Below are 13,271 nucleotides of genomic sequence, written 5' to 3' on the forward strand. Positions count from 1 at the left end.
GCGACCGGCGTGCTGATTCCCGGTCGACGTATTGGTAACGCAGCTCACAGCCGGTCGGGCGTGGGTGACCATCCGGTCGTCGGGTGCGGGCGGGCCGTCGCGCCGACGGCCCGCCCGACCGTCGTCACTACCCGATCAGCGACCGGTGGACCTGCTGCTGCGAACCCTGCACGAAGAGGTGTACGTGACCGCCGTAGACGGTGGTGCCGGGCGCCGAGACCAGGTCGACCGGGCGGGTCGCCGCCGACCATCGCGACCAGGTGGAGGTGTTCAGCGTGTACGCGGCGGTGCGGACCGTGCCGGTGTCGACGTCGCTGACGTACAACCGCAGGTCGCCGCCGTACACCTCGGCGGCCGGGCCGGACGGCGTACCCGCCGAGCCGGGCACTGTGGACCAGGTCGTCCAGGCGTCGGTGGACAGGTCGTACCGGACGGTGCGGAGGGTGTCGACCGAGCTGCGGACGAACACCCAGAGCCAGCCCCCGTAGACCGCGGTGGTCGGCGCGGAGGTCGCGCCCTGGAGGCCCGCCAGCGTCGACCAGCCCGACCAGGTGCCGGTGCTCTGGTCGTACCGGGCCGTGCGCAGGACGCCCGGCGTTGCCCGGACGAACAGGTGCAGGTGACCGCCGTACACCGCGACAGCCGGCTCCGACGTGGTCGCGCCCGACCCGGGCACCGTCGACCAGGCGGACCAACTCGCGGTCGTCAGCGAGTAGTGGGCGGTCCGGATGGTGCCCGCCGGCCCCCGGACGAAGACGTGCAGCCCGTCGCCGTAGAGGATCAGGGCCGGGGCGGAGGCCGCCTGGGCCAGGCCCGGCACGGTCTGCCAGCCCGACCAGGCCGCGGTCTGCATGGAGTACCGGTTGTGCACCACGCTGTCGCCGGGGCCTTCGGCGACCAGGTGCACGTCCCCTCCGTAGACGGCGGCTGCCGGCCGGGACAGCGCGGGGGTGGTGCCGGGCACGGTCGTCCACCCCGGGGGTGACGACATCTGTGTCGGGGCGGCGCCGGCCGGTGCGGCGGACAGCACCGTGCCGACGAGGGTGAGGGCGAGCAGGCGGCTGACCAGCCGTGCGCGACGCATCGAGAACATGTACGACTCCAAGATGGACGGTGGCGGAAGCATACCGTCGTCAGGCGGCTCGGATGAGGTCCGCGGCGCGCCACGCCAGTGCCATCACCGGTGCGTTGAGATAACCGCTGACCAGGGTCGGCAGCACAGAGGCGTCCACCACGCGCAGGCTCGCGACGCCCCGTACCCGCAGCTGCGGATCCACCACGAAGTCGTCGCCCGGCCCCATCGCGCAGGTGCCGACCGCGTGGTAGCCGCAGTATCCGAGCGCCAGCCCCGCCTGGATGATCTCGTCGTCCTCGCGGACCGCCGGGCCGGGTAGCGTCTCCATCGAGATCCGCTTGGCGATCGGGCCGGTGGCGAAGAGTTCCCGGGCCCGCCGGAAGGCGTCCACGGCCACCCGCCGGTCGTGCGCCGCGTCGAAGTAGCCGGCGACGATCCGGGGCGGAGCCTCCGGGGCGGCGGAGGTGATGGCGAGGCTGCCCTCGCTCTCCGGCCGGGTCACCGTGACCTGCGCCATCAGCCCCGACTCGGCCTCCAGTTCCAGCGCCCGTCCGGGCCGTCGGGGTGCCGCCGAGAAGGGCGCGACCAGCAACTGCGCGTCCGGATGCCCGGCGGAGGGCGTGGAGCGGAGGTACGCGCCGACGTCGTACACCGGCAGGGCCAGCGGACCCCGGCGGGTCAGCAGGTAGCGCAGCATCTCCCGACCCTGCCCGAGCGGCCCGCGCAGACGCGGGTTGTAGCCGACCCGACCGGTCAGCCGGAACTGGATCGGGGTGGTCCGGTGCTCCCGCATCCCGGCACCGACCCGGGGCCGGTCGAGCAGCACGTCGACCCCGGCCCGGCGCAGCGTGTCGGCCGGGCCGATCCCGGAGACCTGCAACAGGTGCGGGGTGGCGATCGCCCCGGCGGCGAGGACCACCTCCGCCCGGGCCCGGAAGTCGACCGGTTGCCCGCTCCGGTGCGCGTGCACGCCGACGGCGCGACCGTTCTCCACGATCACCCGGCGGACCACCGTGTTCACCGCGACGTGCAGGTTGGGCCGATGCCGGACCGGGTGCAGGAAGGCGTCGGCGGCACTGCTGCGGCGGCCGTCGCGGATGGTGGCCATCAGGTAGCCGATCCGCTCCCCGTCACCGGCGTTCAGGTCGTCCGTGCGGTGCCAGCCGAGTTCCTCCCCGGCCGCGATGGTCTCCTCGCTGACCTCGTCGGTGGCGGTGGCGGTGGAGAGCCGCAACGGGCCACCGGCTCCGCGTACGTCGGAGGCACCGAGCGGGTTGTCCTCCAGCCGCTTGAAGATCGGCAGCATGGTGTCCCAGCCCCAGCCGGGGTTGCCGAGGCGTTCCAACTGGTCGTAGTCGAGCCGGTCGCCCCGGGCGTACACCATGCCGTTGATCGAGCTGGAACCGCCGATCAGGCGTCCCCGCTGCCAGATCTCCTGCCGGCCGGAGCGCACCTCGGCGGGGTAGTGCCAGGCGGTGCGCCGGTCGTCCATCAGCCGGCTGAAGCCCTTGGGGATGCGCACCCACGGGCTACCGTCCCAACCGCCGGCCTCGATCACCAGCACCCGGACACCGGGGTCCTCGGTCAGGCGGTTGGCCAGTACGCAGCCGGCCGAACCCGCGCCGACCACCACATAGTCGTACTCCGTCATGGGGAACCCTCCGGCTCGCGGCCCGGCAGCCGACTTACCGTATTGCCTCGGTCACGCAAAGGGAAGAAGTCGTCGATGCGTACCCGAAATCCGTACGCAGAGTGATCGTGCGTCGTGGTGAAACCACCGCGGCGTGCCAGGCGTCATCAGGCTGTACGGACCGACACCCGGACCGGTCGGACGGGCTCGGGGCGGTAGCCGGAAGGTGGGAGGCCATGATGGTGACGAGTAGGTGGATCGCCGGTACGGGCCTGGTGGCGCTGGTCGCCGCCGCAGTGGGTGTGTACGGGGTGGCGTCGGCGTCCGAGAGTGCGCCACCGGCGGTCGAGCCGCTGTCGATGGCGGCGCCGTTCGTCGCGGCGACGCCGAAGCCGACGCCGACGCCGACCGTGGAGCCGGTACTCTCCGGCACGCGTCGGGTCACGATCGTCCGGGTCGGCGCGTTCGAGTCCGGGCTGTCGTTGCTCGACGGGGGACGGCTGGCCGAGGTGGACGACGACCGGGGACGGCAGGTGTTCGTGCCGACCCCGCTGGGCGGGCAGGAGTACCTCATCAAGTCGTACTACGGCGGCGGCACCGGGCAGCCGGTCTGCTGGCAGACGCACAACCCGGGCAACGCCCGACCGCTGGTGGTGCGGGGCGCCACCTGCCGGGCCGGTGACCCGCTCCAGCGGTTCGTCATCACCAGGGCGCAGGGTGGCGGTGCCCGCGAGTTCGTGATCAGCAACAGTTGGGCCTACCTGCGGACCACGGCGCGCAACGGGCTGATCCTGGAGGAGTTGGGCGACGCGGCGCCGTTCGACAGCTTCCGGTTCAACGACACCGGGCCCGCGCCACGGCAGGGCTGACGTCCGGCGGGGATGCGGCATGACCAGGAGCGACCGGATCGGCTGGAGACCGTGATCGATGCGCGACGCTGACGAGTTCGACGCCTTCTACTCCGCGTCGGCCCAGCGGGTGCTGGGCCACCTCTACGCCATGATCGGCCGTCGGGCCGAGGCGGAGGACGCGGTGGCGGAGGCGTACGCCCGGGCCTGGGACCGGTGGGCGACCGTCCGCGAGTGCGACAGCCCGGAGGCGTGGGTGCGCAGCGTCGCGTACCGGGTGGCGGTCAGCGCCTGGCGCAAGACGGTCAACCGGCTCACGGCCCACCGACGGCACGCCGCCGAGGAGCGCGTCGAGGGCAGCTCGGTCGACCACGTCGCGATCGTGGCCGCGCTGCGCCGCATCCCCGCAGACCAGCGCCGGGTGGTGGTCCTGCACCATCTGGTGGGCCTCAGCGTGGCGGAGATCGCCACCGAGGCGGGCACCAACGTGAACACCGTCAAGACGCGGCTCGCCCGGGGGCGACGCGCCCTCGCCGCCCACCTGGGCGACGACGAGCACCAGGTGACCAGCGGGGGGAGGGGACATGACCGCTGACCGCGAGCTGGACGACGCCCTGCGCGGGTTGGCCCGGCACGGCGGGCAGGGCCGGGTCCACCCCGCCGCCGAGATCCGGCGCCGGGGGGACACCCGACGCCGTCGACGGCACGTCGCGACCGTCACGGTCGGTGTCCTCCTGGTCGCCGCGCTCGGTGCCGGCACCGCCGCCATCCGCCTCGCCGGGCCGCCGCACACCATCCCGGTCGGGCCGGCGGGACCGACCCCCGTCCCGGCCACCGGCCCACCCGGGGCCACGCCGAGTCCCGACGTGGTCGGTCCCCCCACCGGCTCGTCGAGTCCGTCCACCACGTCGTCGCGCCCCGCGCCGAATGGCTCTCGGCCGTCCGTCACGGACCCGTCGAGTCCCGCCTCGGGCACCACCGGTGCGCCGCCGGTGGGCGCCGGCGGGGTGCTGTCCGGGCAGCGCCGGGCCACCGTCGTGCGGGTCGACGGGATCGGCGGGGTGTCGCTGCGCGACGAGGGTGGTCTCGGCGAGGTCGACGGGGACGAGGGCGACCAGCTCTTCGTCTTCGTGCCGCAGGGCGGGGACACCTATCTGGTCCGGGTCGCCGGGGCGGGGGACACCTGCTGGGAGTCGCGCTCCTCGGGCAGTGCGCCGTTACGCGTGGTGGGTGCCGCCTGTGATCCGGGCGAGCCGAGGCAGCGGTTCACGATCGTGCGGGACGGGCAGCGGGGCGGCGCGCCCGCGTACGCGATCAGCAACCTGTCCGCGTTCCTCCAGCACTCGCCGACCCGGGGGCTGATCCTCGAGGAGATCGGCGACGCGACGCTGACCACCTATTTCCGGCTGGTCGACAACGGGCCCGCGTCGAGCTGACGAGGCGACGCCCGACCGGGCGCACCGGGTGCTGATCGGGCAACCCGGGGCACCAATCGGGCGGTCGTTCTGCGCGGTAAAGGTTCAATGACCGTTATGTGCTGCCCGTTCGGGCTGGCTTGCGGGCAACAAACCCACCAGAATCACCCGCATGTGACCGGAGTCACCTGACCGTCCACGGTGTTACAAAAAGACACACACGCCGACGGGAGGTACACAGTGGACGCGAACCAGCGCCGCCACCACATCCTCGCCGTGGCGCGCCGGCAGGGCGACGTCGACGTCCGCGACCTCGCCGTCGAGCTGAGCGTCGCGCCGGAGACCATCCGTCGTGACCTGAGCCTGCTGGCGCAGCAGGGCCTGGTCCGCCGGACGCACGGCGGTGCCTACCCGATGGAGACCGCCCGCTTTGAGACGACCCTGGAGACCCGGGCCACCCGGATGGTCGTGGAGAAGCGACGGATCGCCACCGCAGCCGTGGAACACCTCGGCGACGCCGAGTCGATCTTCATCGACGAGGGCTACACCCCGCAGCTCATCGCCGAGGCGCTGCCCACCCACCGGCAACTGACCGTGGTGACCGCCTCGCTGCACACCGCGGCGACGCTGGCCGCGTACCCGTCGGTCACGGTGCTGTTGCTCGGCGGCCGGGTGCGCGGACGCACGCTGGCCACCGTCGACCACTGGGCCACCCGGATGCTCGCCGGCTTCGTGATCGACCTCGCCTACGTCGGGGCCAACGGCATCTCCCGCAAGCACGGGCTGACCACACCGGACCCGGCCGTGGCCGCCGTCAAGGCCCAGGTGATGGCGGTGGCCCGGCGGGTCGTCTTCGCCGGGGTGCACACCAAGTTCGGCGGGCACAGCTTCTGCCGGTTCGCCGACGTGGCGGACCTCGACACCGTCGTCACGGACACCGCGCTGCCGGCCTCCGAGGCGCACCGCTACTCGCTGCTCGGCCCGGTGGTGCTGCGCGTCTGAGCGCCCCGGCCGACCGTCCCCTCACCCTCACCCTCACCACCACTTCCGGAGGTTCGCTGTGCCCAGAACACGATCTCCGCGCCGATGGCGCGGCACGCTCGCCGTCGGTCTCGCCGTCGCGCTGGTCTCGACCGCCTGCTCCGGAGCCGGCGGCGGGTCGTCCGGCGACGGCACGGCCATCACCGTGCTGATGGTCGGCAACCCGCAGATGGAGGACCTGGCCAAGGTCACCGCCGAGAACTTCACCAAGGACACCGGGATCACCGTCCGGTTCACGATCCTGCCCGAGAACGAGCTGCGAGACCGGGTCACCCAGGACGTCGCCACCCAGGGCGGCCAGTACGATGTGGCCACCATCGGCGCGTACGAGGCGCCCATCTGGGCGCAGAACGACTGGCTGCACGAACTCAGCTCGTACGCCGACGGGGACACCGGCTACGACAAGGGCGACCTGCTCGAACCGATGGTCGCCTCACTCTCCGGCCAGGACGGCAAGCTCTACGCCGCGCCGTTCTACGGCGAGTCGTCGTTCCTGATGTACAACAAGGAACTCTTCGCGGCCAAGAACATCACCATGCCGGAGCGCCCGACCTGGCAGCAGGTCGCCGGGTTCGCCGCCCAGCTCGACGACAAGGACAAGGGGATCTCCGGCATCTGCCTGCGCGGGCTGCCCGGCTGGGGTGAGCTGTTCGCGCCGCTGACCACCGTGGTGAACACCTTCGGCGGCACCTGGTTCGAGAAGGACTGGACGCCGAAGGTCAACGCGCCGGAGTTCACCGAGGCGACCACGTTCTACGTCGACCTGCTCCGCGCGCACGGTCAACCGGGCGCACCGCAGTCCGGGTTCACCGAGTGCCTGAACACGTTCGGCCAGGGCAAGGCGGCGATGTGGTACGACGCCACCTCCGCGGCCGGCACCCTGGAGGACCCCAACTCCAGCACCGTCGCCGGCAAGGTCGGCTACGTGTACGCGCCGGTCGAGAAGACCGACTCGTCGGGCTGGCTCTGGGCCTGGGCGCTGGCCATGCCGAAGACCACCAAGAACGCCGACGCCGCCTGGAAGTTCATCTCCTGGGCGACCGGCAAGGAGTACGAGCGGCTGATCGGCGGCTCGCTCGGCTGGTCCCGGGTACCGGCCGGCAAGCGCCAGTCCACCTACGAGATCGCCGAGTACCGCGAGTCCGCGAGCGCCTTCGCCGACATCACGCTCAAGTCCATCCAGGAGGCCGACCCGGTCGCCCCGGGTGTGCAGCCCCGGCCCGCGCTGGGGGTGCAGTTCGTCGGCATCCCCGAGTTCGCCGACCTCGGCACCAAGGTCTCCCAGGAGGTGTCGGCGGCGATCGCCGGCCAGAGCACCGTCGAACGGGCGCTCGCCGACGGCCAGCGGTTGGCCGAGGAAGCCGCCAGCAAACACCGGTAGCCGCGTGTCGGGGCCGGTCGACCGGCCGGCCCCGACCCTGCCCTGTGAGGCGGATCGATGACCACGACCACCACCACCGACCCGGACGCGAGTCCGCGTCCCGCCGTCCGTCCCACCCGGCCGGACCGTAAACAGCGCTGGGCCCGCCGCGCCCCGCTGCTGCCCGCCCTGGTCTTCGCCATCGTGGTGACCCAGCTCCCGTTCCTGTTCACCCTCTACCTGTCCACCCAGAGCTGGAACGCGTTGCGTCCGGGCAGCCAGGAGTTCATCGGGCTGGCCAACTACGCGACCGTGCTCAGCGACGCCCGACTGCGGGCCGCCCTGGTCAACACCGTGGTGCTGACCGCCTCGTCGGTGATCGTCTCGGTGCTGCTCGGCCTCGGCCTGGCCATCCTGCTGGACCGGAAGTTCCCCGGCCGGGGCATCGTGCGGACCCTGCTGATCACCCCGTTCCTGGTGATGCCGATGGCGGCGGCGCTGCTCTGGAAGCACGCCATCTACAACCCGTCGTACGGCCTGATCAACGGCATCGTCGGCGGCAGCACCGACTGGGTGTCGCAGTACCCGATGGTGGCCGTGGTCGCCTCGCTGGTCTGGCAGTGGACCCCGTTCATGATGCTGATCATCCTGGCCGGGTTGCAGGGCCAGTCCCTGGAGACGCTGGAGGCCGCCCGGGTCGACGGCGCCGGACCGTGGCAGACCTTCACCCGGATCACGCTGCCCTACCTGCGGCCCTACCTGGAACTCGGCGCCCTGCTCGGCGCGATCTACCTGGTGCAGACGTTCGACGCGGTCTTCACCATCACCCAGGGCGGTCCCGGGCGGGCCACCACCAACCTGCCGTACGAGATCTACCTGACCACCTTCCGCAAGTTCGAGTACGGCGAGGCCGCCGCAGCCGGTGTGGTGGTGGTGATCGGCACGATCGTCGTCGCCACCTTCGCGCTGCGGTTGCTCTCCAGTCTGTTCCGGATGGAGGACGCGCGATGAGGCGTACCGCTGCCCCGGTCCGGCGCGGGGCGGGCGTCACCGGCGCGGTCTGGACCGTGCTGGCCTGGCTCGCCGGACTGTTGTTCTTCCTGCCGGTGGTATGGATGGTGCTGACCGGCTTCAAACGCGAGGTGGACGCCGCCAGCAACCCGCCGGCCTGGTTCTTCACCCCGGTGCTCGACGGCTACCGACAGGTCTTCGACCGGGACCTCATGCCGTACCTGCTCAACTCGCTGATGGCCAGCGTGATGTCCACGCTGCTGGTGCTGCTGCTGGCCACCCCGGCCGCGTACGCGCTCTCCATCCGGCCGGTCGCCAAGTGGCGTGACGTGCTGTTCTTCTTCATCAGCACCAAGATGCTGCCGGTGGTCGCCGCGCTGCTGCCGATCTACCTGCTGGTGCAGAACCTCGGCATGCTGGACAACGTCTGGACCCTGGTCGTGCTCTACACGGCGATGAACCTGCCGCTGGCGGTCTGGATGATGCGCTCGTTCATGCTGGAGGTGCCGACCGCCCTGATCGAGGCGGCGGCGATGGACGGCGCGAGCCTGCTGGTCACCATCCGGCGGATCCTGTTGCCGATCGTCGCGCCCGGCCTGGCCGCCACCGCGCTGATCTGCTTCATCTTCAGCTGGAACGAGTTCTTCCTCGCGGTCAATCTCACCGCCACCAGGGCCGGCACCTCGCCGATCTTCCTGGTCGGCTTCATCACCTCCGAAGGGCTGTTCCTGGCCCGGCTCTGCGCGGCGGCGACGATCGTGTCGTTGCCGGTGGTGCTGGCCGGCTGGATCGCCCAGAAACAACTCGTCCGAGGACTCTCCATGGGGGCGGTCAAGTGAAGGCAGCAGTCATCGTCACGCCGGGTCAGATCAGCGTCGAATCCGTACCGGACCCCACGCCCGGCCCCCGGGACGTGGTCGTCGAGGTGGCCGGCAGCGGGATCTGCGGCACCGACCTGCACATCATGGACGGCGAGTTCGCGCCCGCGTACCCGATCGTGCCGGGCCACGAGTTCGCCGGCACGGTGGTCGCGGTCGGCGGCGACGTCACCGAGGTCCGCGTCGGCGACCCGGTCGCCGTGGACCCGTCGCTGCACTGCGGCGAGTGCTACCAGTGCCGGCGGGCCCGGGGCAACCTCTGCGAACGGTGGAACGCCATCGGCGTGACCGTCGCCGGGGGAGCGGCCGAGTACGCCCTCGCTCCGGTCCGCAACTGCGTGGTGCTGCCCGAGGGCGTCGCCCCGGCCGACGCGGCCCTGATCGAACCGCTCTCCTGCGCGGTACGCGGCTTCGACGTGCTGCCCCGGCGGCTCGCCGACCACTACCTGATCTACGGGGCCGGCACGATGGGCCTGATGATGCTCGAACTGGCCAAACGGTGCGGCGCGGCCACGGTCAGCGTGGTCGACCCGAACGCCGACCGCCTCGCCACCGCCGTCGCGCTGGGCTGTTCGGCGAGCGCGGCGAGCGCCGACGACCTGGACCGGCCGCGTGGCTGGGACGTGGTGATCGACTGCACCGGCGTGCAGGCCGCCATCTCCGACGGCCTGGGCCGGGTCGCGCCGGCCGGCACGTTCCTCCAGTTCGGCGTCTCCGAGTACGCCACCCGGGTGCCGGTCGAGCCCTACCGCATCTACAACAAGGAGATCACCGTCACCGGCTCGATGGCCGTGCTGCACAGCTTCGAACGTGCCGCCGAACTCTTCGCCGTCGGGGTCCTGGACCCGGCCGTCTTCATCAGCCACCGGTTCCCGCTGGAGAAGTACGCCGACGCGATGGCGCAGTTCCGGGCCGGCGTCGGTCGCAAGATCCAGATCGCCGCCGCGTGAGGCACGCGGCGGCGTCCGAGACCCGCGCGGCTCCTACCGACCCAGCGCGAACGCCAGCACGATCGCGGCGACCAGCGCCAGCGCGGCCAGCACCGCGGCAGCGATCTTCACCTTGCTGTACGGGCGTTCGCCGATCACCTCGCCGGTGCGGGCGTTGACCAGGATCTGGTACGACCGCCCGGCGTGCAGGTAGGCGGCGATCCAGACCGGCAACAGCATCAGCTTGTACGTCACGTCCGAGTAGCTGGTGTCGACGGAGTCGACGCGCTGTTCGTCGCCACCGATGTCGCTGCGGCAGTCACCCTGGATGACCGGCGCCATCCGGGTCTTCGCCGTGGCCAGCCCCGCCTCGGGCTCGGTGTCGTAGCGCAGCGCGTGGTAACCGGCCAGGTAGTCCCCGTGGTACGCGACCGCCTCGGTCAGCGGCCACGGGGCCAACCGGTCCAGCTGCTGCTCCGGCAGGTACCGGGTGGCCGGGACCAGCACGTCGTCGAAGTCCCGCCGGACCGTGCCGCCGGCCGGATACCACCGGGTGTGGCGTACCTGCCGGGTCCGCGTCTCCGCCTTGCCGTCGACGATCACCGTGTACGTCTCGGTGACCCAGTAGTGCTGGCCGCGCTGCCCCCGGTACTGCGACACGGTCCGCGCGTCGAACGTCCAGTGCGGCAGGTACGTGCCCTTGAGCGTCTCCGCCTCGCTGACCTTCTTGAGGCTGTTCGGCGCGAACCAGCGGCTGCGGCACCAGGTGCTCAGAGCCGTCCGCACACCGGCGCGGTCGACCTGGAACGGCAGCACCCCCTCCGGGGCGATGAGGCTGCCCGTCGCGTGGTCGGCCACCAGTGGCGCGGCGCAGAACTGGCACCGCTTGGCCAGCGCGTTGCTCTCGGTGCGGGCACCGCAGCCCGGGCAGACGAAGGTGTACGCGCCGACCTGCGCCGCCGGCTTGCGCGCCAGCGTCGCCAACTGGGCGTACGCGTGCTCGCGTACCTCCCGGCCGGCTCCGGCGATCTCCTGCTGGCTGCCGCAGTACGGGCAGCGCAGCACTGCCGCGCCCGGTGCGTACTCCACCCGGGCGCCGCAGTTGCCGCATCCGAACGCCGGCGGGACGGTCGCGCCGCTCATCGCGGCGGCAGCGGCGGCGGAACGCTGGCCAGCACCGAGGCGAGCTCGGGAAGCTGCCCGGCGGGCTGCCACTGTGCCATGCCGGCCCGCCAGGCCAGCGTCTCCGGGCCCAGCGTGCCGGCGGCCACCTGGGCGGCCAGCCCACCGAGGTCGAACGGGCCCTGCCGCTGCCCGTCGACGCCGATGAACCACTGGGTCTGGGTCGGCAGCGGCGGCGGCTCGGCGCTCGGCGGTGTCGGGGCGTGCGCCGCCGGGGCAGGCTGGGCGGGCGCGGTCTCACCGGCCATCGTGCGGGCCATCTGCTGCCCCATCGCCATGCCCATGCCCAGGCCGACGCCGGCACCCGCCTCGCCGCCCGGGTTGCGGGCCGCCTCCTCCAACGCGGTCGCGGCCTGGAACTGCGTGAACCGGTCCAGGTCGCCGACCGCGCCCATGCTGGTGCGCTTGTCCAGCGCCCGCTCCACCTCCGGCGGCACGGAGATGTTCTCGATGACGAAGGTGGGGATCGCGATGCCGACATCGGCCAGCTCCGCCGTCAGGACCCCGGCCAGCCGTCGGCCGATGGCGTCCTGGTGCGCGGCCAGGTCCAGCAGCGGTACGCCGGCCGTGGCCAGCGCCCCGCCGAGCCGTCCCACGATGAGCTGCCGCAGGTACTCCTGCACCTCCTCGGTGCGGAACTGCGGATCGGTGCCGACCAGCTCCCGCAGCAGACGCTGCGCGTCCACCACCCGGGCCGCGTACGCGCCGAACGCGCGCAGCCGGACCACGCCGAACTCGGCGTCCCGCAGGATCACCGGGTTCTGGGTGCCCCACTTCATCTCGGTGAACTGCCGCGTGTTGACGAAGTACACCTCGGCCTTGAACGGCGAGTTGAAGCCGTACTTCCAGCCCTTGAGGGTGGAGAGGATGGGCAGGTTGCGGGTCTCCAGGGTGTAGGTGCCGGGCGGGAAGGCGTCGGCGATCTGCCCCTCGTTGACGAACACCGCCGTCTGCGACTCGCGCACGATCAGCTTGGCGCCCATCTTGATCTCGTTCTGGAACCGGGGGAAGCGCCAGACGATCGTGTCGCGGCTGTCGTCCAGCCACTCCACGATGTCGACGAACTCGCCCCGGAGCCGGTCCATGAGTCCCATCGCGTACCCTCCCTGTCGGCCAGGTGATCATCGGCGTCGCGGGCGACCGTATCAACCGGTGACCAGCAGTTCCGCCGGGGTACGTGCGGCGGCCGGATGCCGGACCACCGACCACGGCCGCTCGCCGGTGACCGGATCGGTCCGCAGCCCAGCCCGATCGTGGCTGGTGGGGGCCGGATTCGGTGGGCAACCATGGATGCCATGAGCAGCGCACTTCTCGTCATCGACGTGCAGGAGTCGTTCCGGCGACAGGAGATCTGGGCGGCCACCTCGAACCCGGGCATCGTCGGTCAGGTGAGCCGTCTGGTCGACGCGGCACGCGGCGGGGGCGACCCGGTCGTCTGGGTGCTGCACGCCGAGCCGGGCACCGGTGACGTGTTCGACCCGGCCCGAGGTTTCGTCCGGCCAATGGACGGGTTGCGGCCCGCCGCGGACGAGCCGGTCCTGACCAAGTACGCGCACAACGCCTTCACCACCACCCGACTGCACCAGCTGCTCACCGTCGCCGGGGTACGCGAGCTGGTGATCTGCGGAATCCGGACCGAGCAGTGCTGCGAGACCACCGCCCGGGTCGCGGCGGATCTCGGCTACGCGGTCACGTTCGCCGTCGACGCGACCGCCACCACCCCGATCGCGCACCGGGACGCCCCGGCCGGTCGACCGCTCGCCGAGATCCTCGCCGACCCGCGCACGCTCGGCACCGACGAGATCATCGCGCGCACCGAGTACGCGTTGGCCGGGCGGTTCGCCACCATCCGTACCGTCGACGAGCTGACCGGTGCGGCGGTGGCCGTCGCCACGGGCTGAG

At 71.9% G+C, this 13,271-nt stretch carries 13 protein-coding genes; 9 read left to right on the forward strand and 4 right to left on the reverse strand.

Translation table 11 applies throughout. The features are described 5' to 3' along the window. Nucleotides 1-127 precede the first annotated feature (127 nt). Together HUT12_RS16380 and HUT12_RS16385 are read right to left on the reverse strand one after the other, a co-directional pair. The gene (locus HUT12_RS16380; RefSeq protein WP_176093929.1) at nucleotides 128-1,093 is read right to left on the reverse strand and encodes a hypothetical protein; all 966 of its coding nucleotides are present in this window, start codon (nucleotides 1,091-1,093) and stop codon (nucleotides 128-130) included. A 40-nt stretch (nucleotides 1,094-1,133) separates the two neighbouring features. After that, the gene (locus HUT12_RS16385; protein WP_176093930.1) at nucleotides 1,134-2,726 is read right to left on the reverse strand and encodes a GMC family oxidoreductase; all 1,593 of its coding nucleotides are present in this window, start codon (nucleotides 2,724-2,726) and stop codon (nucleotides 1,134-1,136) included. A 215-nt stretch (nucleotides 2,727-2,941) separates the two neighbouring features. On the opposite strand from HUT12_RS16385, the gene HUT12_RS16390 reads away from it, so the two are divergent. From HUT12_RS16390 to HUT12_RS16425, 8 genes are all read left to right on the forward strand, one after another. After that, nucleotides 2,942-3,574 carry a hypothetical protein gene (locus HUT12_RS16390; RefSeq protein WP_254876850.1) on the forward strand — a complete coding sequence of 211 codons (633 nt, stop codon included), beginning with the start codon at nucleotides 2,942-2,944 and terminating at the stop codon, nucleotides 3,572-3,574. A 58-nt stretch (nucleotides 3,575-3,632) separates the two neighbouring features. After that, a complete protein-coding gene (locus HUT12_RS16395; protein ID WP_131053772.1) occupies nucleotides 3,633-4,148 on the forward strand; it encodes a sigma-70 family RNA polymerase sigma factor in 516 nt (171 codons plus the stop codon). Then, nucleotides 4,138-4,989, forward strand: coding sequence for an RICIN domain-containing protein (locus HUT12_RS16400; RefSeq protein WP_176093931.1), 852 nt, complete (start codon nucleotides 4,138-4,140; stop codon nucleotides 4,987-4,989). The genes HUT12_RS16395 and HUT12_RS16400 overlap by 11 nt, the downstream gene beginning before the upstream one ends. A gap of 219 nt (nucleotides 4,990-5,208) precedes the next feature. Further along, nucleotides 5,209-5,970 (forward strand): DeoR/GlpR family DNA-binding transcription regulator, encoded by a 762-nt coding sequence (locus HUT12_RS16405; protein WP_131053770.1) that lies wholly within the window; start codon nucleotides 5,209-5,211, stop codon nucleotides 5,968-5,970. 58 nt (nucleotides 5,971-6,028) lie between these two features. After that, complete coding sequence (locus HUT12_RS16410; protein ID WP_131053769.1) at nucleotides 6,029-7,390, forward strand: sugar ABC transporter substrate-binding protein; 1,362 nt, start codon at nucleotides 6,029-6,031, stop codon at nucleotides 7,388-7,390. A 57-nt stretch (nucleotides 7,391-7,447) separates the two neighbouring features. Continuing rightward, the gene (locus tag HUT12_RS16415) at nucleotides 7,448-8,380 is read left to right on the forward strand and encodes a carbohydrate ABC transporter permease (RefSeq protein WP_176093932.1); all 933 of its coding nucleotides are present in this window, start codon (nucleotides 7,448-7,450) and stop codon (nucleotides 8,378-8,380) included. Further along, nucleotides 8,377-9,219, forward strand: coding sequence for a carbohydrate ABC transporter permease (locus HUT12_RS16420; RefSeq protein ID WP_176093933.1), 843 nt, complete (start codon nucleotides 8,377-8,379; stop codon nucleotides 9,217-9,219). The genes HUT12_RS16415 and HUT12_RS16420 overlap by 4 nt, the downstream gene beginning before the upstream one ends. Further along, complete coding sequence (locus HUT12_RS16425; protein WP_176093934.1) at nucleotides 9,216-10,208, forward strand: zinc-dependent alcohol dehydrogenase family protein; 993 nt, start codon at nucleotides 9,216-9,218, stop codon at nucleotides 10,206-10,208. The genes HUT12_RS16420 and HUT12_RS16425 overlap by 4 nt, the downstream gene beginning before the upstream one ends. A 33-nt stretch (nucleotides 10,209-10,241) precedes the next feature. Here HUT12_RS16425 and HUT12_RS16430 read toward each other — a convergent pair whose 3' ends face one another. Together HUT12_RS16430 and HUT12_RS16435 are read right to left on the reverse strand one after the other, a co-directional pair. Continuing rightward, entirely contained in the window at nucleotides 10,242-11,330 is a 1,089-nt protein-coding gene (locus HUT12_RS16430) for a hypothetical protein (protein WP_131053765.1), read from the reverse strand. Next, nucleotides 11,327-12,463, reverse strand: coding sequence for an SPFH domain-containing protein (locus HUT12_RS16435; RefSeq protein ID WP_176093935.1), 1,137 nt, complete (start codon nucleotides 12,461-12,463; stop codon nucleotides 11,327-11,329). Before HUT12_RS16435 ends, HUT12_RS16430 begins: the two co-directional genes overlap by 4 nt. Nucleotides 12,464-12,664: 201 nt before the next feature. Here HUT12_RS16435 and HUT12_RS16440 point away from each other — a divergent pair, with 201 nt between their 5' ends. Further along, complete coding sequence (locus HUT12_RS16440) at nucleotides 12,665-13,270, forward strand: cysteine hydrolase family protein (RefSeq protein WP_176093936.1); 606 nt, start codon at nucleotides 12,665-12,667, stop codon at nucleotides 13,268-13,270. Nucleotide 13,271: the final 1 nt, after the last annotated feature.

The organism is Verrucosispora sp. NA02020, assembly GCF_013364215.1.
Classification (GTDB): domain Bacteria; phylum Actinomycetota; class Actinomycetes; order Mycobacteriales; family Micromonosporaceae; genus Micromonospora.

Bases quoted from the DNA above. Each gene is read 5' to 3' on its own strand.
- HUT12_RS16400 (WP_176093931.1), top strand. From the start codon at position 4,138: ATGACCGCTGACCGCGAGCTGGACGACGCCCTGCGCGGGTTGGCCCGG.
- HUT12_RS16420 (WP_176093933.1), top strand. From the start codon at position 8,377: ATGAGGCGTACCGCTGCCCCGGTCCGGCGCGGGGCGGGCGTCACCGGC.
- HUT12_RS16415 (WP_176093932.1), top strand. From the start codon at position 7,448: ATGACCACGACCACCACCACCGACCCGGACGCGAGTCCGCGTCCCGCC.
- HUT12_RS16390 (WP_254876850.1), top strand. From the start codon at position 2,942: ATGATGGTGACGAGTAGGTGGATCGCCGGTACGGGCCTGGTGGCGCTG.
- HUT12_RS16385 (WP_176093930.1), bottom strand. From the start codon at position 2,726: ATGACGGAGTACGACTATGTGGTGGTCGGCGCGGGTTCGGCCGGCTGC.
- HUT12_RS16380 (WP_176093929.1), bottom strand. From the start codon at position 1,093: ATGTTCTCGATGCGTCGCGCACGGCTGGTCAGCCGCCTGCTCGCCCTC.
- HUT12_RS16430 (WP_131053765.1), bottom strand. From the start codon at position 11,330: ATGAGCGGCGCGACCGTCCCGCCGGCGTTCGGATGCGGCAACTGCGGC.
- HUT12_RS16395 (WP_131053772.1), top strand. From the start codon at position 3,633: ATGCGCGACGCTGACGAGTTCGACGCCTTCTACTCCGCGTCGGCCCAG.
- HUT12_RS16440 (WP_176093936.1), top strand. From the start codon at position 12,665: ATGAGCAGCGCACTTCTCGTCATCGACGTGCAGGAGTCGTTCCGGCGA.
- HUT12_RS16435 (WP_176093935.1), bottom strand. From the start codon at position 12,463: ATGGGACTCATGGACCGGCTCCGGGGCGAGTTCGTCGACATCGTGGAG.